At 62.7% G+C, this 20,613-nt stretch carries 15 protein-coding genes; 6 read left to right on the top strand and 9 right to left on the bottom strand.

Going from position 1 to position 20,613, the window contains the following annotated elements; genetic code table 11:
- Positions 1 to 25: 25 nt before the first annotated feature.
- The 5 genes from OOZ53_RS22030 to OOZ53_RS22050 form a co-directional block, all read right to left on the bottom strand.
- Entirely contained in the window at positions 26 to 640 is a 615-nt protein-coding gene (locus OOZ53_RS22030; protein WP_271091901.1) for a 2-hydroxychromene-2-carboxylate isomerase, read from the bottom strand.
- A gap of 141 nt (positions 641 to 781) precedes the next feature.
- Positions 782 to 2,995, bottom strand: a complete 2,214-nt coding sequence (locus OOZ53_RS22035) for a 3-hydroxyacyl-CoA dehydrogenase NAD-binding domain-containing protein (protein WP_271091902.1) — start codon at positions 2,993 to 2,995, stop codon at positions 782 to 784.
- 17 nt (positions 2,996 to 3,012) lie between these two features.
- Positions 3,013 to 4,221, bottom strand: a complete 1,209-nt coding sequence (locus OOZ53_RS22040) for an acetyl-CoA C-acetyltransferase (RefSeq protein WP_271091903.1) — start codon at positions 4,219 to 4,221, stop codon at positions 3,013 to 3,015.
- Between the two features lie 13 nt (positions 4,222 to 4,234).
- Positions 4,235 to 5,407: an acyl-CoA dehydrogenase family protein gene (locus tag OOZ53_RS22045; protein ID WP_271091904.1), complete on the bottom strand. Its 1,173-nt coding sequence runs from the start codon at positions 5,405 to 5,407 to the stop codon at positions 4,235 to 4,237.
- Positions 5,408 to 5,495: 88 nt separating this feature from the next.
- Complete coding sequence (locus OOZ53_RS22050) at positions 5,496 to 7,292, bottom strand: acyl-CoA dehydrogenase C-terminal domain-containing protein (RefSeq protein WP_271091905.1); 1,797 nt, start codon at positions 7,290 to 7,292, stop codon at positions 5,496 to 5,498.
- 421 nt (positions 7,293 to 7,713) lie between these two features.
- On the opposite strand from OOZ53_RS22050, the gene OOZ53_RS22055 reads away from it, so the two are divergent.
- The 3 genes from OOZ53_RS22055 to OOZ53_RS22065 all read left to right on the top strand — a co-directional run bounded on the left by OOZ53_RS22055 (position 7,714) and on the right by OOZ53_RS22065 (position 13,449).
- Positions 7,714 to 11,505, top strand: a complete 3,792-nt coding sequence (locus OOZ53_RS22055; protein ID WP_271091906.1) for a peptidoglycan-binding protein — start codon at positions 7,714 to 7,716, stop codon at positions 11,503 to 11,505.
- Positions 11,506 to 11,737: 232 nt separating this feature from the next.
- Positions 11,738 to 12,664, top strand: coding sequence for a sulfite exporter TauE/SafE family protein (locus tag OOZ53_RS22060; RefSeq protein ID WP_271091907.1), 927 nt, complete (start codon positions 11,738 to 11,740; stop codon positions 12,662 to 12,664).
- Complete coding sequence (locus OOZ53_RS22065) at positions 12,664 to 13,449, top strand: TIGR02186 family protein (RefSeq protein WP_271091908.1); 786 nt, start codon at positions 12,664 to 12,666, stop codon at positions 13,447 to 13,449. The genes OOZ53_RS22060 and OOZ53_RS22065 overlap by 1 nt, the downstream gene beginning before the upstream one ends.
- A gap of 12 nt (positions 13,450 to 13,461) precedes the next feature.
- Here OOZ53_RS22065 and pdeM read toward each other — a convergent pair whose 3' ends face one another.
- Both pdeM and OOZ53_RS22075 read right to left on the bottom strand, forming a co-directional pair.
- Positions 13,462 to 14,193 (bottom strand): ligase-associated DNA damage response endonuclease PdeM, encoded by a 732-nt coding sequence (gene pdeM, locus OOZ53_RS22070; protein ID WP_425499214.1) that lies wholly within the window; start codon positions 14,191 to 14,193, stop codon positions 13,462 to 13,464.
- A gap of 20 nt (positions 14,194 to 14,213) precedes the next feature.
- A complete protein-coding gene (locus tag OOZ53_RS22075; RefSeq protein WP_271091909.1) occupies positions 14,214 to 16,754 on the bottom strand; it encodes a ligase-associated DNA damage response DEXH box helicase in 2,541 nt (846 codons plus the stop codon).
- Between the two features lie 119 nt (positions 16,755 to 16,873).
- On the opposite strand from OOZ53_RS22075, the gene OOZ53_RS22080 reads away from it, so the two are divergent.
- The 3 genes from OOZ53_RS22080 to OOZ53_RS22090 all read left to right on the top strand — a co-directional run bounded on the left by OOZ53_RS22080 (position 16,874) and on the right by OOZ53_RS22090 (position 19,157).
- The gene (locus OOZ53_RS22080; protein WP_271091910.1) at positions 16,874 to 17,140 is read left to right on the top strand and encodes a DUF6460 domain-containing protein; all 267 of its coding nucleotides are present in this window, start codon (positions 16,874 to 16,876) and stop codon (positions 17,138 to 17,140) included.
- A 72-nt stretch (positions 17,141 to 17,212) separates the two neighbouring features.
- On the top strand, positions 17,213 to 18,595 hold the full coding sequence (locus tag OOZ53_RS22085; RefSeq protein WP_425499216.1) for an MATE family efflux transporter: 1,383 nt from the start codon (positions 17,213 to 17,215) through the stop codon (positions 18,593 to 18,595).
- 316 nt (positions 18,596 to 18,911) lie between these two features.
- On the top strand, positions 18,912 to 19,157 hold the full coding sequence (locus OOZ53_RS22090; RefSeq protein WP_271091912.1) for an acyl carrier protein: 246 nt from the start codon (positions 18,912 to 18,914) through the stop codon (positions 19,155 to 19,157).
- 10 nt (positions 19,158 to 19,167) lie between these two features.
- On the opposite strand, the gene OOZ53_RS22095 is transcribed toward OOZ53_RS22090, so the two are convergent.
- Both OOZ53_RS22095 and OOZ53_RS22100 read right to left on the bottom strand, forming a co-directional pair.
- Positions 19,168 to 20,268: a quinone-dependent dihydroorotate dehydrogenase gene (locus tag OOZ53_RS22095; protein WP_271091913.1), complete on the bottom strand. Its 1,101-nt coding sequence runs from the start codon at positions 20,266 to 20,268 to the stop codon at positions 19,168 to 19,170.
- On the bottom strand, positions 20,265 to 20,612 hold the full coding sequence (locus OOZ53_RS22100) for a DUF952 domain-containing protein (protein WP_271091914.1): 348 nt from the start codon (positions 20,610 to 20,612) through the stop codon (positions 20,265 to 20,267). Before OOZ53_RS22100 ends, OOZ53_RS22095 begins: the two co-directional genes overlap by 4 nt.
- Between the last annotated feature and the right edge of the window lies 1 nt (position 20,613).

Here is a 20,613-nt window from a genome sequence, read left to right on the forward strand (position 1 = left end):
AGGCTAATTTGAAGCCGGACCTGCTCTACGGTGTGTACGGCGCGCGCCCGGTTTGCAACGCATGTTCCAGCAGTTCGATGCGGTCCTGGCCCCAGAACACCTCGCCATTGAGCACATAGGCCGGCACGCCCACCGCATCGGCGGCGACCGCTTCCTCGGAATTGCGTGCCCAGATAGCGGCGATATCGTCCGATTGCGCGCGCTCCAGTATGGCCTCGGCGTCAAAGCCGCAATCGGTCAGGATGCCGGCAATGACGCCCCGGTCGGCAAGGTCGCGATCCTCTGCCCAGACGCCGGCAAGAACCTTGCGCATATAATCGAACGGATCCTTGCCGGCTTCCGTCAGGGCGATGACGGCCTGATCGGCGAGTGTCGTGTCGACCGGCCAGAATTTCGGTTTCGTATTGACCGGCAAGCCGCGATAGTCGGCGACCCGCTGTATCTCTATGAGGCGGTAGCGCTGGCGCACCGGCGGGCGCTTTGCCGGCGGCACGGCGCCCGATACTTCCCACAATGCGAAGAGGTTGACGGGCTTGTAGGCGATCTGCGCGCCTTGCCGTCGTGCCGCCTCGCCGAGCGCTTCATGGCCGAGATAGGTGAAAGGCGAAGCGCCGTAGAAATAATAGTCGATGACAGCCATGCTTGCTCCCCGGATTATACGTCGGATCCCGCCCTTTGCCTCCGAAGTAGCACGCGGGCGGTCTCCGGCAAGGCGGCAGTGGGAATCTTCTCAAAAAAAAGCGGGCCTTGGAGCCCGCTTTGATGCTTGTCGCCGGGGCAGCTAGGCCGCCTGGCCGATCCCCGCGCCCGCGCCGAACCGCGCGTAGAAGGTCTCGCCATTCGCCGCCATCTCCTTCAAGAGCGGTGTCGGCTTGAAATGTTCGCCGTGCCGGGATGCGAGATCGTCGCACATGTCGACGAATGCCTTGACGCCGAGCCCGTCAATATAGGACAGCGCCCCGCCGGTATAGGGCGCGAAACCGAAGCCGAGGATCGAGCCGATATCGGCCTCGCGCGGATCGGTGACGATACCCTCTTCCATGGTCCGCGCCGCTTCCAGCGCGATGGTTGCCAGGAAGCGCCGCTTGACCTCGTCGACGCTGACATCGTCCGGGTCCTGCTGCGGGTAAAGGTCCTTCAGCTCGGGCCAGAGATGCTTCTTGGCCGGTTTTGCCGGATAGTCGTAGAAGCCCTTGCCGTTCTTGCGGCCGAGCCGTCCATGCGTGTCGACCATCGTGTCGATGAGCTCGACGTGGCGCGGATCGACCGCGCCTTCGCCGAGATCGGCGATCGTCGCGCGGTTGACCTTCTGCGACAGGTCGATCGCCACTTCGTCATTGAGCGCCAGCGGTCCGACCGGCATGCCCGTCATCTTGGCGATGTTCTCGATCATCGCCGGCGGAATGCCCTCGATCAGCATGCTGTAGGCCTCGGTCATGTAGCGCATCACGCAGCGATTGACGTAGAAGCCGCGCGTATCGTTGACCACGATCGGCGTTTTCTTGATCGCCTGGACGTAATCCAGCGCCACGGCAAGCGCCTTGTCACCGGTTTTTTCGCCGAGAATGATCTCGACCAGCATCATCTTGTCGACCGGCGAGAAAAAGTGGATGCCGACGAAATCGTCCGGCCGCCGCGAATTCTCTGCAAGGCCGGTGATCGGCAGGGTCGAGGTGTTGGAGGCGAACACGGACCCCGGCGCAAGCACCGCTTCGGCTGCTTCGGTCACCGTCTTCTTGATGCCCCGGTCCTCGAACACTGCCTCGATCACGAGGTCGGCGCCGTCGAGCGCGGCATAGTCGGTGGTCGGCGTGATCAGCGACAGCAACGCTTCGCCGTCTTCCTCGCTCATCCGGCGCTTCTTGACCGCGGCGGCAACGAGGTCCTGCGAGTGAGCCTTGCCCTTGTCGGCCGCGTTCTGGTCGCGGTCGATCAGCACGACCGGAATGCCCGCCTTGGCGGTCACAAAGGCAATGCCCGCACCCATGAAGCCGGCGCCGACAACGCCGATCTTGGAGAACTTGGTCTTTTCAATGCCGGCCGGGCGGCGCGCGCCCTTGTTGAGCTCCTGCAGCGAGACGAACAGCGAGCGCACCATGGCATAGGCTTCCGGCGTTTGCAGGATTTCGGTGAAGTAGCGCTGCTCGATGCGAAGGCCGGTGTCGAACGGCACCTGCAGGCCCTCATAGACGCATTTGATAATGGCGATCGCCGCCGGGTAATTGGCATAGGACTGCTTGCGCAGATTGGCCGAAACAGCCGGCCACAACTGTGCGCCCTGCGGGCTCCAGATGGCGCCGCCCGGCAGTTTGAAGCCCTTCTCGTCCCAGGGCTGAACCGGCTTCAGCCCGTCGCGGATCATCTGCTTGGCCGTCTCGATCAGCTTGTCCGGCTCGGCGATCTCGTGGATCAGACCCAGCGACTTGGCCTTTTTCGGCGACAGGTTCTGACCTGTCGTCATCATCATCAGCGCGTCCTGCTGGTTGGTCAGGCGCGGAACGCGCTGGGTGCCGCCGGCACCGGGGAAGATGCCGACCTTGACTTCCGGCAGCGCCATCTTGACGTCCTTGCCGTCGGCGGCGACGCGTCCGTGGCAGGCCAGCGACATTTCGAACGCACCGCCCATGCACACGCCGTTGATAGCCGAGACCCACGGCTTGCCGCAGGTCTCCAGCTTGCGGAACAGGCCCGTCATGCGGCCGACCTGGTCAAACAGCGCCTTTGAGACGCCGCTCGGATCCTTGGCGCGTTCTTCCTGGATGCGCTCGAACACCGAGTTCATCATGGTCAGGTCCGCGCCGCCGGAGAAGGTCGATTTGCCCGAGGTGATGACGGCGCCCTTGACGGCCTCGTCATTGGTGACCTGATCGACGATGGCGTCGAGTTCGTCCAGCACCTCCAGGGTGAAGACGTTCATGGTCTTGTCGGCCATGTCCCACGTGATGAGGGCGATGCCGTCCGAGTCGGTTTCGATCGTGAAGTTCTTGTAGCTCATCTGGTCAGTCCCTGTCTTCAAACGCGCTCGATGATGGTCGCCGTGCCCATGCCGGCGCCGATGCACAATGTGACGAGCGCCGTGTTGAGGTCGCGCCGTTCGAGTTCGTCGAGCACCGTGCCGAGGATCATCGCGCCGGTCGCGCCCAGCGGATGGCCCATGGCGATGGCGCCGCCATTGACGTTGATCTTGTCGTGCGGAATTTCGAGCGCCTGCATGTAGCGCAGGACGACGGAGGCAAAGGCCTCGTTCAGTTCGAAGAGATCGATATCGTCGCGTGTCATGCCGGCGCGGTCGAGCAGCTTGCGCGTCACATCCACCGGACCGGTCAGCATCAGCGCCGGGTCGGAGCCGATATTGGAGAACGCCCGGATTTTCGCGCGCGGCTTCAGGCCCATCTTCCGGCCGCCTTCTTCGGAACCCATCAGGATGGCCGCGGCGCCGTCGACAATGCCGGACGAGTTGCCGGCGTGGTGGACATGCTTGACCATCTCGACATCCGGATGCGCCTGTACCGCGACAGCGTCGAAACCGCCCATTTCGCCCATGATCTCGAAAGAGGCGTTGAGCGACGCCAGGCTCTGCATGTCGGTGCCGGGGCGCATGTGCTCGTCATGGTCGAGGATGGTCAGGCCGTTCTGGTCCTTGACGGGAATGACCGAGTTCTTGAAATAGCCTTTTTCCCAGGCATGGGCGGCGCGTTTCTGGCTTTCCACCGAATAGGCGTCGACCTCGTCGCGCGAGAAACCGTATTTCGTGGCGATCAGGTCGGCGGAGACGCCCTGCGGCATGAAATAGGCCGGAAGGTTGACGGACGGGTCCATGAACCACGCGCCGCCGGACATGCCGATGCCGACGCGCGACATGGATTCGACGCCGCCGGTGATCACGATGTCGTCGGCGCCCTGGCCGATCTTGGCCGCGCCCATATTCACGGCATCGAGGCCGGAAGCACAGAAACGGTTGATCTGCATGCCGGGCGCTTCGGTCGCGTAGCCGGCCTCGAAGATCGAGGCGCGGGCGATGTCGCCGCCGGCTTCCATGACCGGATCGACACAGCCGAACACAACGTCGTCCAGTTGCGAAGTGTCGAGTTCGTTGCGGTCGCGCACGGCCTCCAGCACTTTCGCGCCAAGTCGCACGGAAGGCACCTCATGCAGGCTACCGTCCTTCTTGCCGCGCCCGCGCGGGGTGCGCACATGATCGTAAATAAAGGCATCAGCCATTGTTCAATTCTCCTCAAAGGCTCCGTGCGATTAACAGTTTCATGATTTCGTTCGTTCCGCCGTAAATGCGCTGCACGCGCGCATCGCGGAACATGCGTGCGATCGGGTATTCATTCATGTAGCCATAGCCGCCATGCAGTTGCAGGCATTCGTCCACCAGCTTGCACTGCAGATCGGTGAGCATGTATTTCGCCATCGAGGCGGTCGCCGGCGTCAGTTCGCCCTTCAGGTGCTGTTCGACACAGTGATTGACGAAGACGCGCGCCATGGTGGCTTCCGATTTCAGTTCGGCCAGCTTGAACTGGGTGTTCTGGAATTCGATGACCGCTTTGCCGAAGGCCTTGCGCTCGCGCACATAGTCGATGGTCATTGCCAGCGCCCGTTCGATCATCGAGATCGCCTGGTTGGCAATCAGCAGGCGTTCCTGCGGCAATTCGGTCATCAGCTGGATGAAGCCCTGTCCCTCTTCCGGTCCGAGCAGGTTCGCCGTCGGGATGCGCACATCGTTGAAGAACAGCTCCGATGTGTCGTTGGCCTTCAGGCCCACCTTGTCGAGATTGCGGCCGCGTTCGAAACCTTCGACCTCGTCGGTCTCGACAATCATCAGGGACGTGCCCTTGGCGCCGGCCGTCGGATCGGTCTTGGTCACGACGATGATCAGATTGGCGTTCTGACCGTTGGTGATGAACGTCTTGGAGCCGTTGACGAGGTAATGATTGCCGTCCTTGCGGGCCGTCGTCTTGACGCCCTGGAGGTCGGAACCGGCGCCCGGTTCCGTCATGGCGATGGCGCCGATGAGTTCGCCGGTGGCGAGCCTTGGAAGCCAGCGCCGTTTCTGTTCCTCCGATCCGTGATGCAGGATGTAGGGAACGACGATGGCGTTGTGCAGCGCGATGCCGAAACCGTCGACGCCGGCATGGCCGATCGCCTCGGTGATGATTGCCTCATGCGCGTAGCTGCCGCCCGAACCGCCATATTCTTCCGGCACCGAAGCACAGAGCAGCCCGGCCGACCCGGCCTTTTCCCAGGCCTCGCGCTCGACGATCTCTTCCTTCTCATAGCGCTCGTAATGCGGCGCGATCTCCGTTTCCATGAAACGGTTGGCCATGTCCTGGAGCATCGACAGATCGTCGCTCATCCATTCGGGTCTTGGAACGTCGAGAACCCCGGCAGGCATGGTGGGCATGCATTTTCCTCCGCGAGAATGTCCGGGCGGGCCGGACACGTCTATTCAAATGTGGTGCCGGTGTGCCGGGCTGCAAGCCCGGCAGGCTTCAAAATGCCGCGGCGTCAAGCGCCATCGTCGATTCCGAACCGGCTTCGATGCGCTGCTTGCGCAGGGCCGTCTCCGGCATGATCCGCTCGAAGAAGAAACGCGCGGTCGTCAGCTTGTTCTGCAGGTAGTCGGCATCATCGCCGGCACCGTTCGCCAGCTTGTCCTGCGCGACCTTGGCCATCTGCGCCCACATGTAGCCAAGGGCAACCACGCCGAACAGATGCATGTAGTCGGTCGAGCCGGCGCCGGCATTGTCCGGATTGGACATGCCGTTCTGCATGAACCACATGGTGGAGCCCTGCAGATCGTTGAGCCCCTTCTTCAGCGCCTTGGTGAAGGGCGCCATGTTCTCGTCGCTGCGGTTCTCCTCGCAGAAATCGCCGACTTCCTTGAAGAAAGCCATCACGGCGCGGCCATTGTTGGCGCCCAGTTTACGGCCGACCAGATCGAGTGCCTGGATGCCGTTGGCGCCCTCATAGATCATGGCGATACGGGCATCGCGCACATACTGGCTCATGCCCCATTCCTCGATATAGCCGTGGCCGCCAAACATCTGCTGGGCGGCGACCGCATTGTCGAAGCCGCGATCCGTCAGCACGCCCTTGAGGATCGGGGTCATCAGGCCAAGCACGTCGTCAGCCGCCTGACGGTCTTCTTCCGTATCGGATCGGTGCTTGAGATCGGCCTGCAGCGCAGTCCACAAGACGAGGGCGCGGCTCGCCTCGTTGAAGGCGCGGTTGTTCATCAGGGTGCGCCGCACATCCGGATGCACGATGATGGGATCGGCCTTCTTTTCCGGTTCCTTCGCGCCGGTCAGCGACCGGCCCTGGATACGCTCGCGCGCATAATTGGCGGCATTCTGACTGGCGATCTCGGACTGGCACAGGCCCTGCAGGCCGACGCCGAGGCGCGCTTCGTTCATCATCACGAACATCGCGTTGAGGCCGCGGTTCTCCTCGCCGATGAGGTAACCGGTCGCATCGTCATAGTTCATGACACAGGTGGCATTGCCGTGGATGCCCATCTTTTCCTCGATGGATCCGCAGGACACGCCGTTCGGGTCGGTGACATTGCCGGCCTCATCGACCCTCAGCTTGGGAACGATGAACAGGGAAATGCCCTTGACGCCTTCGGGCGCGCCCTCGATGCGTGCAAGCACCAGATGAATGATGTTGTCCGACATGTCGTGATCGCCGGCGGAGATGAAGATCTTCTGCCCGGAAATCTTGTAGCTGCCGTCGCCCTGCGGCACCGCCTTGGTGCGCAGCAGGCCGAGATCGGTGCCGCAATGCGGCTCGGTCAGGTTCATGGTGCCGGTCCACGAACCCTCGATCATCTTCGGCAGCCATTTGGCTTTCTGCTCGTCGCTGCCATGTTCGGAGATCGCGGCAATCGCTCCCTGGGTGAGGCCCGGATACATCATCAGCGCCATATTGGCCGCCGAAAGATATTCGCCGATGGCGGTATGCAGCACCAGCGGAAGTCCCTGGCCGCCATATTCCGGGTCGGCTGATAGGCCCATCCAGCCGCCCTCGCGGTAGATGTCGAACGCCTCCTTGAAGCCCTTGGGGGTCGTCACCGTGCCGTCGTCATGGCGCACGCAACCTTCCTGGTCGCCGACCTGGTTGAGCGGCAGAAGGACCTCTTCCGCGAACTTCGAGCCTTCCTGCAAGATGGCTTCGACGACATCGGGCGTCGCGTCGGAAAAGCCTGGAAGGTTGTTGTATCGCTCGTAACCGAGCACGTCGTTGAGGATGAACAGCGTGTCTTTGACCGGGGCCTGATAGCTTGGCATTGGGGCTCTCTTATTTGGTCCGAGGTGTCGGGAGGTTGGTTGACGTCCTATACAATTAATTGACGTTTGCGTAAACGTCAAAATTTTACAATCGGTTTCCCTTACGATTCACGCGAAATTGAGCGCTTTGGTGGCATGTTTTCGCATTTCGCAAGTGGTTTTGGCTGCGGTGACGCCGCTACTGACGAAAACCGGTCGATTGCCGGCCGGTTAAGAAATTTGCCAAAAAGTAACCTAGGTTAACGGGTTGTTTACCACGTTTCGTGAATGTTCGCATAGCGGCGGTAAATCCCGATTCACCAGTTCCTCGTCACAGACGGATTACCAATCGCATCGGCTTTTCTGTCTGATTGCCCGGTAGAGAAGCCGCATGCGGCCAGAGGTTGGAACTTACCGTTCTTAATTCGACACGGATAAAATGATGAACAGCTCAAGACCTCCGAGAAACTGGCAGAACTCCCGGCAAAACTCTTCCGTTGACGTCCTGAACCAGTCGATTGCCGATCTGGAAGCGCGTATCGATGCGCTCAACAATCGGAACCGGCAGCAGCCGGCGCGGCCGCAGGGCCAGCAACGCGCGCCGGAGGCGGAAATCCACCAGCAAATGGCCGAGCAACTGCGCCGGCCTCCGCAAAACACCCTTCCTCAGCGGGAACTCACCCAGCGGGAGCCGGCATACCATGAAGCGGTCCCGCAGCAGGCGGTTCCGGCCGGCAGCACCAGCCGCGCGCGCAGGGCAGCCAAGGCGGCCTCGCCCGAAACCAGCAACGCCATGCGCGATATTGCCGAAGCGCTTGCCGCGATGCGCGACGATATGCGGCGCGATGTCGACGAAATCAAAACCATGACCGGATCGGCGGCCATGCCGGGCGAAATCCGCAACGACCTTGCGCATCTGGCCGGTCAGCTTGAAGCATTGGAAGCCGCGCGCGCAGGCCATCAGGGCGGCGAACTGCACCGCGAACTCGATGAGCTGCGCTCCCTCGTAAACGAACTCGCGCGCGAGGAAAGCATGCGCAGGCTCGAAAACCGTTGGGACGGTTTTGAAGAGCGGATCTCGGATCTCGATCCGGCGGCGGTGCGCGAGGAACTGATCACGCTCTCCTACCGCCTCGACGATATCAAATCCTCCATCGGCCAGCTTCCGTCGGCCTTGCCGCTCCACGCGCTGGAAGACAAGATCAAGATGCTGGTCGGAGCCATCGATGCCATGTCGAGGCAGCCGGCGGCGTCCGACCCGGAAGTCGCGCGCCAGTTCGCGCTGCTCGACGAAAGGCTCGACGAGATCAGCCGTGCCATTGTCGCCACCCAGAACGCCCAGGCCTCGTCGGTGGACCACGAGGCGATCGAACGGCTGGAAAGCCGCATGGATGCCCTGGTCGACCGTATCGGCCAGATCGGTCAGTCCAACCAGACCCAGATCGGGCGCCAGAGCGAAGCGCACAATGAACTTTCGCAACGCCTCGAGTCATTGACCCGCAGGGTCGAGGACCTGGCCCATGAGGAAGCGATCAGCGCCGTGGCCGAGCGGCTCGACACGCTGACCCACACCCTGGTTCAGCAGTTTTCGAGCACCGATCCGCATCTGATTGCGCAGATCGACGAATTGTCGCGCAAGGTCGACACGATCGATCTTGAGAGCGTCAATGCCCAGATCGCCCACCAGCTCAACGAATTGTCGCTGCGTATCGACAACATCAATACCGACCTGACGGCGACGAACGGCAACCAGGACCAGCTCTATGGCCGTCTCGAGGAACTCGCCGACCGCGTCGAGCAGAGTGCGGCCCGTGAAACGGTTGTGGATTTCACGCCCATCGAGATGCGGTTGGCCGACCTGGCGGCGCGTCTCGATGAGTCGCAATCGCCGAATTATGTCAGCGACGATGCCATCCGCAACCTGGAAGATCAGGTGGCGGGACTGTCGAGCCTTCTGAACAATCCCGATCCGAACGGTGAGTCCGCCGCGGTGCTTGAGCCGCGTCTTGCCGCTATCGAGGACCATTTGTCGGCCAGCAGGGCGGACAGCCAGGATCTGGTGATCGAAGCCGCTCGGCAGGCGGCGGAAACGGCCGTCGCGTCCTTCCAGCAAAACGGTGCGCCGCCGGCCGACATGGCCGCGGTCGAGTCCCTTGTCAGCGATCTGCGCTCACTGGAGGACCTCAGCCGCAGGAGCGAGGAGCGCAGCACGCGCACCATCGACGCGGTGCATGACACGCTTCTCAAGATTGCCGAACGGCTGGAGAAGCTCGAGGAAACCACGGCTGCTCCGGCGCCGGCCCTGACACGGGACGACGATTTCGCGGACGAGGGCCGGGGACTGGCCGACTACCGCGATGCCGACCGGCAGTCCATGGAGTTCGGTTCGCACGAAATGCAATCGTCGAGCTATTCACCCACGTCGCATGAGCCGATCGACTACGGCACCGACGAGCGGGACGCATTCGAGCTGGAACCGGCCGCGACGGCGTCCGCAGTCTACCCGCCCGAGGCCATGGTTCATCCCGATGACCCCGCTCCGATTGTCTCCCAGGATGATGACGACATGCCGCGGGAGGACGATGTCCCCGCGGGAAAGTCGCTGCTGTCCGGCTTAAAGAAGCGCTTTGCCGGCAGTACCCGTCAGACGGACGTTTCTGAGTCGCGGGACAATGCGCTTCAAAATGTCGATCCGGCGCCGTCCATCGATCCGGTCGGCGATATCGATCCGGAAACGGCCAATATGCCGCTCGAGCCGGGTTCAGGCGCCCCGGACATCAAGAAGATCATGGCCAAGGTCCGTCATGCGCAGAACATGGCCGATCAGGATCACGCCTATTCGGCAGAATCCGAACAATCGGGCAACGGCAAGGCCGATTTCATAGCGGCCGCCCGCCGCGCCGCCCAGGCAGCCGCCAGCGAAGTGGCGGAGATGGAAAGTGTGGACGAGGACAAGAAAGGCCGCTCTGCCCTGGTTGAGACGGTGAGCCGGAGCCGCAAGCCGATCCTGCTGGCCGCCGGCGCCGTGTTGCTGGCGGTCATCTCCTATCCTCTGCTGTCCGGCTTCATCGGCGGCGAGCAGAAACCCGTGGAGACGGCGTCCGTCGAACAGCCGGCCGTTGTCGAGCCCGCAACGCCGCCGGTAACCGAACCGGCGCCTGTCGTGGAACCGGAACTGCCGAAGGTCGAGGTGATCGAACGGCAGGTCGAGGAGGTTGTCGCGCCTGTCGTTGCATCCAACAACGATGCCGCGCCGGCACAGACGCTTTCCGCAGACAACCAGGTCCAGCCGAGTTCGAGCTTCCAGCCCGCCGAGCCGGCACCCGTTGAGGAAGTAGCCGCGATTCCGGCGGAGCCGGCAGCGCCGGCGATGGACATCGAATTGCCGCCGGAAACGGTCGGGCCGCTTGCACTGCGCGAGGCCGCTGCCAGTGGCGACAGCCTTGCATTGTTCGAGATCGGGGCGCGCTACACGGAAGGCCGTGGCGTCGCGACCGATCTCGGTGAGGCGGCCAAGTGGTATCAGCGTTCCGCGGATCTTGGGTTTGCGCCGGCGCAGTACCGTCTGGCCAACTTCTATGAGAAAGGCTCCGGGCTGAACCGCGATGTCGAAAAGGCCATGACCTGGTATGTGAAGGCCGCCGAGCAGGGCAATGCCAGCGCCATGCACAATCTTGCGGTGCTGCACGCGATGGGACCTGGCGGCGCCGCCGACTATGATGCGGCCGGCAAATGGTTCACCAAAGCGGCCGATCTTGGCGTAAAGGACAGCCAGTTCAATCTCGCAATCCTGCACGCGCGTGGCAGCGGCGTTTCCCAGGACCTCGAAGAGACCTACAAATGGTTCGCCATCGCGGCCAAATCCGGAGACAAGGATGCGGCCAAGAAGCGCGACGAGGTTGCCAACGCGTTGCGCCCCGAGCAGCTCGAAAGCGCGCGGGCCAAGGTTGAACTCTGGAAGCCCGCACCGCTCATCGAAGCGGCCAACACGGCGCGCATTCCGCCCGAATGGCGCGGCGCCGAGACCCGCACGGCTTCCGTCGACATGACCAAGGCGGTCAAGAATATCCAGGCGATCCTGACCAAGAACGGTTTCGATACGGGCGGCGTTGACGGCATCATGGGCGCCCGCACCGTCAGCGCCATCAAGTCGTTCCAGGAATCGGTCGGGCTGGAGCCCACCGGTGAAGTCGACGATGCGCTCGTAAAGCAATTGATCGAACGCAACAATTAGGCTTTTCCGTCTTAACCAAAACAGCATTGCGGCCGCCGGTTCACTGGACCCGGCGGCCGCTTCCGTTCTACCTTTTCAGGCGAACCGTAAGCCGGCTGAATCTGGCTCCATGACCGCGCGTTTCTGGCCCCAATCAGAGCGATTGACTTAGCAGAACATAAGGCGCATGACAGTCGTGGATGCCCGCTGCATCCGGTCTTTTATCTTTTGGGAATAGCCGCTTCGGCCCGACATGAGCATCTATCTGCCCATAGCAGAATTGTCAGTCAATGCCTTCATTATCCTGGGGATGGGCGCGGCTGTCGGATTTCTTTCGGGCATGTTCGGTGTGGGCGGCGGCTTTCTCATCACACCGCTGCTGATCTTCTACAATATCCCGCCGCCCGTCGCCGTTGCGACCGGCGCCAACCAGGTTGTTGCATCGTCCTTTTCCGGTGCGCTGTCGCATTTCAGGCGCGGCACGCTGGACGTCAAGCTCGGGCTTACTTTACTTGCAGGAGGTCTGGCAGGCGCCTCCGTCGGCATATACCTGTTCACGCTTTTAAGACAGCTCGGTCAGCTGGACCTGATCATCTCGCTCTTTTACGTCACATTCCTCAGTGTCGTCGGCGGCCTGATGCTGATCGAAAGCATCAACGCCTTGCGCCGGGCGGCCGCGAACAAGCCGGTTTCCCTGCGCAAACCCGGGCAGCATAACTGGGTCCACCGCCTCCCGTTCAAGATGCGCTTCAAGCGTTCCAAGATCTATCTCAGCGTCATTCCGGTCATCGTTCTCGGCTTCGGCATCGGCGTTCTGACATCCATCATGGGTGTCGGCGGCGGCTTCATCATGGTCCCGGCGATGATCTACCTGCTGCGCATCCCGACAAATGTGGTTATCGGCACATCGTTGTTTCAGATCATTTTCGTGACCGCGTTCACCACCATCGTACAGGCCACCACCAACCAGTCGGTCGATATTTTTCTCGCCGGCCTGCTGATGATCGCGGGCGTGATCGGAGCCCAATACGGCGTGCGGGTCGGCCAGCAATTGCGTGGCGAACAGTTGCGTGCCCTGCTGGCGATCATCGTCCTGGCCGTTGGGGTGCGGCTTGCCTACGATTTGATCGCGACACCCGACGAATTCTACTCGATCGCGACCACCGGGGTCGGATATTGATGCGCTGGCCGGTCCGCATACGCCTTGTGGCCCTGGCGCTCGTCTGGTTGCTGACCGCCGCCGGGGCCGCCGCGCAGGATGAACGACTGGAGATCGGCATCTCCACCGACGAGATCGCCATTACGTCGGATTTCGCCGGCGCTGACCTCACCGTGTTCGGCGCGCTGGACAATGCCGACGACCTCCTGCTGCAGCTCGGCCGCTACGATATCATCGTGGCGCTTGAAGGCCCCGCGAAGGAAACGGTGGTGCGTCGCAAGGAACGGGTCTTCGGCATCTGGATCAATCGCTATTCGATGCGCTTCGCGCCGGCGCCGGCATCCTATTCCCTGTCGAGCACGCTGCCCATTGACCGGATCACAAAGGAGATCGAGCTCAGCGGCAAGGCCATCGGCGTGAGGCACATCCACCTGACACCGCTCGGCAATGTCGGCGACGGATCGCGCGTACCGGAATTCCGGGATGCGCTCCTGCGGTTGCGGGAAGAAGACGGCATCTACCAGAGCGAACCGCTCGGTGTCGAATTCGTCAGCTCCAGCCTTTTCCGGGCGACACTGCGCCTGCCGGCGAACATCCCGGTTGGCGAGCACCGGCTGCGCGCTTTCCTTTTCAAGAACAATGAATTCGTCATGGAGCGTCAGCTCCGTCTCCGCGTGGTCAAGACCGGTATCGAACAGTTCATATTCGAACTGGCGCAGAACCATTCGTTCGTCTACGGCGTGCTTGCGGTTCTGCTGGCCATGCTGACCGGCTGGCTCGGCAGCCTGATCTTCAGGCGGGATTAGGTTTTCGGCCGATCAGGCGATCAACCTGTCGAACGGCACCGAGTATATCCGTTCGCGGCCGAGCAGATGGGCGGTCAGCTGGCTCTTGTGGAAGAGCCCCTGAAATGCGGCATTGCGCAGATTGAGCCCGCCCGTCGTCACGCCGAAGGCGGGCATGATGAGGCGCAGCCCGTCGCTGGCGAAACACGGCCTGCGAACGCCCTTGCCGCGCCGCACCACGCGCGCCGCCGGATGCAGGTGACCGGCGACCTCGCCGGCCGTGTCCGCCGTTCCCCCAAGCGGCTCGTGCCGGAAGCAAAGACCGTCGAACAGCAGCGCGTTCACGCAGTCCCCCGCTAGGCCGGCCGGATGGTCCGGGTCGTGGTTGCCGGCGATCCAGTACCAGTCGCGGCCGCGCATCATGGAGCCGATCTGCGCCAGGCTTTCCCCGGGCAGTGCGCCGGCGCCATGGCGGTCGTGAAAACTGTCACCCAGACTGACAACGCAGGCTGGCCGGTAGCGGTCGAGCGCGACCTGGAGCAGTTTCAGCGTCAGGCCCGTATCGTAGGGCGGCAGCAGCATGCCGCGCCGCGCATAGGCCGCCCCGGTCTCCAGATGCAGGTCCGATACCACGAGCGTCCGGCTGTCCGGCAGATAGAGCGCGCCGATCGGGTCGCATATTGCCGCCGTGCCATTGATGTCGATTTCCGCGGTGCTGATCATGTCGTCGGCGATCACTGCCTGTGCGGCGCTGGCCCTGTTCATTCCTCGTCATGCCCTCGTATCTAACCCATTGCCTCGGCAATGATCTCGTCCGCCGCTTCGGCCAGGATATCATCATGCGCTTCGCCGGACACGGGTTCCTTGCCGATTTCCAGCATGACGGGAACGGCAAGCGGTGAGATCTGGTCCAGCCGGTTCAAGATGATTCGGCCCTTGATTCGTGACAGCATATCCGCAAGCCGGCGAATATCCAGCAGGCCGGCCGCCGCATCGGTGCGCGTTGCCTGCAACAGGATGTGATCGGGTTCGTGGCTGCGCAGTACGTCATAGATAAGATCGGCGGAAACGGTGATCTGCCGGCCGGTCTTCTCCTGACCCGGATAGCGGCGCTCGATGAGACCCGCAATCATCGCGCAATTGCGGAATGTGCGCTTGAGCATCCAGGATTCAGCCAGCCACGCCTCCAGGTCGTCGCCCAGCATGTCCTCATCGAACAGCTCGGCCAGCGAGAGTTCGCCGCGTTCGATCATCAGGCCCATGTCGCGAAGGCCCCAGACCGACATCGCGTAGTCCGTGGCAACGAAGCCGAGCGGCCTTGCCCGCGCCCGTTCCAGCCGGCGTGTCAGCAGCATACCGAGGGTCTGGTGCGCCAGCCGTCCCTCGAAGGGATACATCATCATGTAGAAACGGTCGGCGTTCGGGAATGTCTCGATCAGCAGCTCGCCCTGCTTTGGAAGGACCGATTTCCGTCGCTGGATCTCCAGCCACTCGCGCACCTGGTCGGGCAGCGCCTGCCAGCTGCCGGGATCGGCCAGCATCGAGCGGACCTGGTCGGCGAGATAGGTGGACAGCGGAAACTTGCCGCCCGCATAGGCAGGGATCTTCGGGCTGCCGGTGCCGCCCTTCGACACGATGCACTCGTTTTCGCGGATGCCCTCGAAACGCAGCACCCTGCCGGCGAACAGGAACGTATCGCCGGGCGACATCATCTCGACGAAGGATTCCTCGATCTTGCCGAGCACCGGCCCGCCGCGCACATTGACGCCGCGCCCGCTGTGTTTCGTCAGACGGATCTTCAGCTCAGGCGCTTCGATGATCGTGCCGATATTGAGCCGGTACTGCTGGGCGATGCGCGGATTGCTGACGCGCCATGTGCCGTCTTTCGTCACGCGGATGCGGGCATAGCGATCGTAAGTCTTCAGCGCGTAACCGCCGGTCGCCACGAAATCCAGCACGCGGTCGAACTGGTCGCGTCCGAGCGACCGGTAGGGCTCGGCGGTCGTCACCTCCGTGAAAAGCGCATCGGCCGTGAACGGTTCGGCGCATGCCATGCCCAGAATGTGCTGGGCCAATACGTCATAGGTGCCGTCTCCGACCGGCGGCGTATCCTGGGCGCCGAGATAATTGGCATCGAGCGCCGCCTGGCACTCCATCACCTCGAATCGGTTCGCCGGCACCAGGATGGCGCGGCTCGGCTCGTCCATGCGGTGATTGGAACGCCCGATGCGCTGTGCAAGCCGGCTGGCGCCCTTCGGCGCGCCGACATGCACCACAAGGTCGACATCGCCCCAGTCGATGCCCAGATCGAGTGTCGACGTCGCGACGACGGCGCGCAGCTTGTTTCCGGCCATTGCAGCCTCGACCTTGCGCCGCTGGCTGGCATCGAGCGAGCCGTGATGCAGTGCGATGGGCAGGTCGTCCTCATTGATGCGCCACAGCTCCCTGAACAGGAGTTCGGCTTGGCTGCGCGTATTGACGAAGAGCAGGGTCGTCTGGTGCTCGCGGATGGCCTGATAGACGTCCGCCATCGCGTAGCGCGCCGAATGGCCGGACCACGGGACCCGCTCGTCGGTACGCAGGATCGTGATTTCCGGCTTGGCGCCACCAGCGATGACGATGCGCTCGGCAAGCACCGGCGCATCCTGCGCCACCTGCGGCATGAGCCAGGCCTGCAGTGCCTCGGGTTCGGCCACCGTGGCCGAAAGTCCGATGGTGCGAAGCCCGGGGCTGTGGCGCCGCAACCGGGCAAGGCCGAGGGAAAGCAGATGCCCGCGTTTGGAGGTGACCAGCGAGTGCAACTCGTCGAAGATGACGAATTTCAGGTCGCCGAAAAGAAGCCCGGCCTCCCGGCTGGCGATCAGAAGGGCGATCTGTTCCGGCGTCGTCAGGAGGATGTCCGGCGGATCGCGTTTCTGGCGCTGCCGCTTTGAGGAAGGCGTATCGCCGGTTCGTGTCTCGATGCGCACGGGAAGCGCCATATCCGCCACGGGATTGGCAAGGTTGCGCTCGATATCGATCGCCAGCGCCTTGAGCGGCGAGACATAGAGCGTGTGTATCCCGCGCCGTGCCGACGAGCGCGCGGCCCCCGGGCGGCGTTTTTCCTCCTTCAGCGTGATGTCGATCAACGACGGCAGGAAGCCGGCCAGTGTCTTGCCGGCGCCCGTCGGTGCGATCAGCAGCGAAGACAGGCCGGATTGCGCCTTTTGAAGGAGCGCCAGCTGATGCGGCCGCGGCTCCCAGCCGCGCCCCGAGAACCAGCCTGAAAAAGGCTCCGGCAGCGAAGAGCCCGCGTTCTCGCCGATATCCGCAGAATCATTGTTCACAGGCCGACGTTAACCCATGTCCGGCTTGCGCAAAACGGTATCGTCGGACACCGCCGTCGCGGTTGAAGCAGCCGCCGATTGCGATTACCTATGGCACAATCGAAACGGAGTGATGGCGCATGTCGGAAAGACTGAACCGGTTTCTGGGAGATTCGCTCGGCCGGACACTGGTCAAGCTGGTCGTGATCTCGTTCATCGTCGGTGCGGTGATGAGCGCCTTCAACTGGTATCCGATCGACGTGATCTACGCGGTGCGCGATTTCGTCGTCAATGTGTGGGAACTGGGCTTTGCCGCATTGGGGCGTTTCGGTGATTACCTGCTGCTCGGCGCGGTTGTCGTCGTGCCCGTTTTTCTGGTATTGCGCATATTGAGTTTCCGGCGATAGTCCGCCGCGGGCTCGGTCGTAAGATGCCGCCGGCTTCCATCCGTGGTCGGGCGTGCCCAGCAAAATCTGGTTGTGATCATGGATCGGACCCCGGAACCGGAAGGGGCCGGGCCGCAACAGCGGCCCTTTGACGTCAGCAACCGGCTGGTCCTGTCCATCGCCGTGCCGATGACGCTCGCTTACCTGACGACGCCGTTGCTCGGTCTGGTCGATACCGCCGTTGTCGGTCGGCTGGGCGATCCGGCGCTGCTTGGCGGCCTGGCGGTCGGGGCGGTTATTTTCGACCTCGTCTTCACGACATTCAACTTCCTGCGCGCCTCCACCACCGGCCTGGTGGCGCAGGCCTTCGGCAGGAACGATCCGGGCGAGGAACAGGCCGTCTTCTGGCGTTCCCTGATGATCGGCCTTGCGAGCGGAGCCGCATTGCTGCTGATTTCGCCCTTGATCGTGTGGATCGGTGTCCGGGCGATGGCGCCGGGCGAGGCGGTGCGCCAGGCAACCGAGACCTATATAACGATCAGGATGGTTTCCGCGCCGGCGAGCCTCGCCAATTACGCCATCCTCGGATATGTGCTCGGCCGCGGCGAAGCGATTGCCGGGCTGCTCTTGCAGACGCTGATCAACGGCATCAATATCATCCTGTCCATTTGGCTGGGGCTGGGTCTCGGCTGGGGCATCGAGGGAGTAGCCTGGGCCACTGTGACGGGCGAAGCCGTGGGCGCTCTTGCCGGCTTTGCCTTTGTCTATGCGCGGTTCGACCGCACCGCTCGGCCGACCTGGCAACGCGTGCTCGACCGGGCCGCGATCACGCGGCTCATGTCGCTCAACCGGGACATCATGATCCGATCATTCGCATTGCTTGCCGCCTTTGCGCTGTTTGTCAGGCAGGGCGCGCAATTCGGTCCGGTGACCCTCGCTGCAAATGCCGTCCTGATGAATTTCTTCATGGTCGCCGGCTATTATCTTGACGGATTTGCCACCGCGGCCGAACAGTTGGCCGGCCGCGCAGTGGGTGCCAATTACCGACCGGCGTTCGACCGCTCGGTACGTCTGACGCTTGTCTGGGGCTTCTGCCTTGCGGCGGCGACGACCCTGTTCTTTCTCGTTTTCGGCGCGGCCGTCATCGATTTTCTGACGACTTCCGAGGAGGTGCGTGGGCAGGCCCGCCAATTCCTGCACTGGGCGGCGCTGACGGCCCTTGTCGGCGTGCTCGCCTTCGAAATGGACGGTGTCTTCATCGGCGCGACCTGGTCGGCTGACATGCGCAACATGATGCTTGTGTCGCTCGCGCTTTTTGTCGTCCTGACCTGGGTGCTGGTGCCGGTAATCGGCAATCACGGTTTGTGGCTTGCGCTGCTGGCGTTTCTCGGAACGCGCGGCGTCACGCTCTACGCCATGCTGGGAACCCGTGCGAACGCGGTGTTTGGTCGCGGGTCCGGGCGGGCGCGCTGGTAGCTTCAGAATTGCTCCAGGCCTTGGTGGCCTCGGATCACGCGCCAAGTGTCGAATAATCCCGGTCTGATCAAGGGGATAGGCCGCTCAATCCAAACGTGGAACGAAATCCGGTCGCGAGGGCCTAATTATACACCTGTTGACAAAACATCTCGAAATCTGTGAAAAATTGATTGCTGCAAATTAAATTTACAGGTTTCGGCCTTATAAGGGGCGCGAAGCTGAGTGAATTATCCAACGCGGGACCGATAGAACTTGGTCCCATGGCGGTTCGCAATCCGGGCCGCAAGGTCGCATTGTTTGCAGCGGGAACAGGTCGATGGAAAACAGCGTCTCGGTCGTAAGACAAGTGATTGCCGATATCCTGCTGATGCCGGCGGAGCGGATCGATTGCCACTGCGCACTGTGCCAGCTCCCCGATTGGGACAGCATCGTTCAATTGACGCTGCTCATGGTCATTGAGGAAAGGACCGGGTGCCGCATTGAAGTCGAACGGCTGAAGAGTTCGAGCACGGTTGCCGATGTTGCGCAAATGCTCGGCGAAAGCCGCAGGACCCTCCACTGAGACAACAGCACTATTGCGGGATCGACCTTTCCGCCCATGCATCCAGGTGGCTGTCGCGCAGATCGGCGATTGACCCTATGCCTTCACGCGACACCGCCCGGGACAGTCCCGACAGTATGGCGGGGACGATACCAGGCCCCTCATAGACGAAACCGGTATAGAGCTGCACCAGATCGGCGCCGGCCCGGATTTTTTCCAGAGCCGTTTGCGCCGAGTCGACGCCGCCCAGGCCGATCAGGGTCATCTGCGGGCCGACAAGCGCGCGCAGTTTCGCAAGAACGATGGTCGACCGTTCGAAAAGCGGGCGTCCCGATAGACCGCCGGACTGTCCGGTATGTCTGCCGGCCCGCAGCCCGTCGCGCGACAGCGTCGTGTTGGACACGATGAGACCGTCGAGCCCGGTTTCGCGTGCAACCGATGCGATGTTCCGAAGGTCCTCTTCATTCAGGTCAGGCGCGATCTTGACGAAGATCGGCTTGTGCTCCGCACCCGCAGACTGTCGCGCCGACCGCGCTTCCTGCACCGCGCTGATCAGCAGCATCAGGTTTTCCCGTGCCTGCAGGTCGCGCAGGCCGGGCGTGTTGGGAGACGAGACGTTGACCGTGAAGTAGTCGGCGACATCGTAAAAAACGGTTATGCCAAGCGCATAGTCGCCGATGCGGTCCTCGGAATCCTTGTTCGCGCCCACATTGACGCCGATCGGTCCCGGCCGCGGTCCGGTCGAGCCGCGCAGCCTGCGCAGTGCCGCCGCATGCCCCTCATTGTTGAAGCCGAGCCGGTTGATGACGGCGCGATCCGCCGGCAGCCGGAAGATTCGCGGCTGCGGGTTGCCCGCTTGCGGCAGCGGCGTCACCGATCCGATTTCCGTAAATCCGAAGCCCAGCCGCAGCACCTCGTTGGCCACTTCGGCATTCTTGTCGAAACCGGCTGCGATTCCGATCGGGTTCTTGAAGCGCAAACCGGCAGCGTCCACTGCAAGGCCCGGGTCGGCATCGGCCGTCTGAGGTGGCAGGGCGCCTGATTTCAGTGCCTTGATGGAAAGCCGGTGGGCGGTTTCCGGGTCGAGCGCGAACAAGGCGTGCCGTGCCAGCCTGTACAACGGATGTGTCACCGGTCCAGATCGGGCAGTTGGTGCATGCCGTCGTCGCCCAGCGGCATCGGCAGGGCCCAGCGCGCCAGATCAACCGGCAGCGGGCCGTAAAGATGCGGAAACAGGTCGCCGCCGCGAGATGGTTCGTATTTCAGGGCTGCACCGAGATCGGCGCTGTCGACGGCGACCAGCAGCAGGTCGTCCTGTCCGGCAAAGTGCAGCGCGGCCGTATCCGCCACCTGGCGGGCCGTCGAAAAGTGAATATAGCCGTCCTGGAGGTCGATCGGCGCACCGTCGAAACGGCCGTTCTCCAGCGCCTGCCGCCAAAGGGTGCGCGGCACGATCTTGTAAATGATTTCCGCCATT

This window comes from Allohoeflea poritis, from assembly GCF_027889715.1.
In the GTDB taxonomy this organism is placed as follows: domain Bacteria; phylum Pseudomonadota; class Alphaproteobacteria; order Rhizobiales; family Rhizobiaceae; genus Hoeflea_A; species Hoeflea_A poritis.

Coding starts and splice junctions, on each gene's coding strand:
- OOZ53_RS22045 (WP_271091904.1), bottom strand. CDS start 5,407: ATGCCCACCATGCCTGCCGGGGTTCTCGACGTTCCAAGACCCGAATGG.
- OOZ53_RS22055 (WP_271091906.1), top strand. CDS start 7,714: ATGAACAGCTCAAGACCTCCGAGAAACTGGCAGAACTCCCGGCAAAAC.
- OOZ53_RS22040 (WP_271091903.1), bottom strand. CDS start 4,221: ATGGCTGATGCCTTTATTTACGATCATGTGCGCACCCCGCGCGGGCGC.
- OOZ53_RS22030 (WP_271091901.1), bottom strand. CDS start 640: ATGGCTGTCATCGACTATTATTTCTACGGCGCTTCGCCTTTCACCTAT.
- OOZ53_RS22050 (WP_271091905.1), bottom strand. CDS start 7,292: ATGCCAAGCTATCAGGCCCCGGTCAAAGACACGCTGTTCATCCTCAAC.
- pdeM (WP_425499214.1), bottom strand. CDS start 14,193: ATGAACAGGGCCAGCGCCGCACAGGCAGTGATCGCCGACGACATGATC.
- OOZ53_RS22060 (WP_271091907.1), top strand. CDS start 11,738: ATGAGCATCTATCTGCCCATAGCAGAATTGTCAGTCAATGCCTTCATT.
- OOZ53_RS22090 (WP_271091912.1), top strand. CDS start 18,912: ATGGAAAACAGCGTCTCGGTCGTAAGACAAGTGATTGCCGATATCCTG.
- OOZ53_RS22100 (WP_271091914.1), bottom strand. CDS start 20,612: ATGGCGGAAATCATTTACAAGATCGTGCCGCGCACCCTTTGGCGGCAG.
- OOZ53_RS22035 (WP_271091902.1), bottom strand. CDS start 2,995: ATGAGCTACAAGAACTTCACGATCGAAACCGACTCGGACGGCATCGCC.
- OOZ53_RS22080 (WP_271091910.1), top strand. CDS start 16,874: ATGTCGGAAAGACTGAACCGGTTTCTGGGAGATTCGCTCGGCCGGACA.
- OOZ53_RS22065 (WP_271091908.1), top strand. CDS start 12,664: ATGCGCTGGCCGGTCCGCATACGCCTTGTGGCCCTGGCGCTCGTCTGG.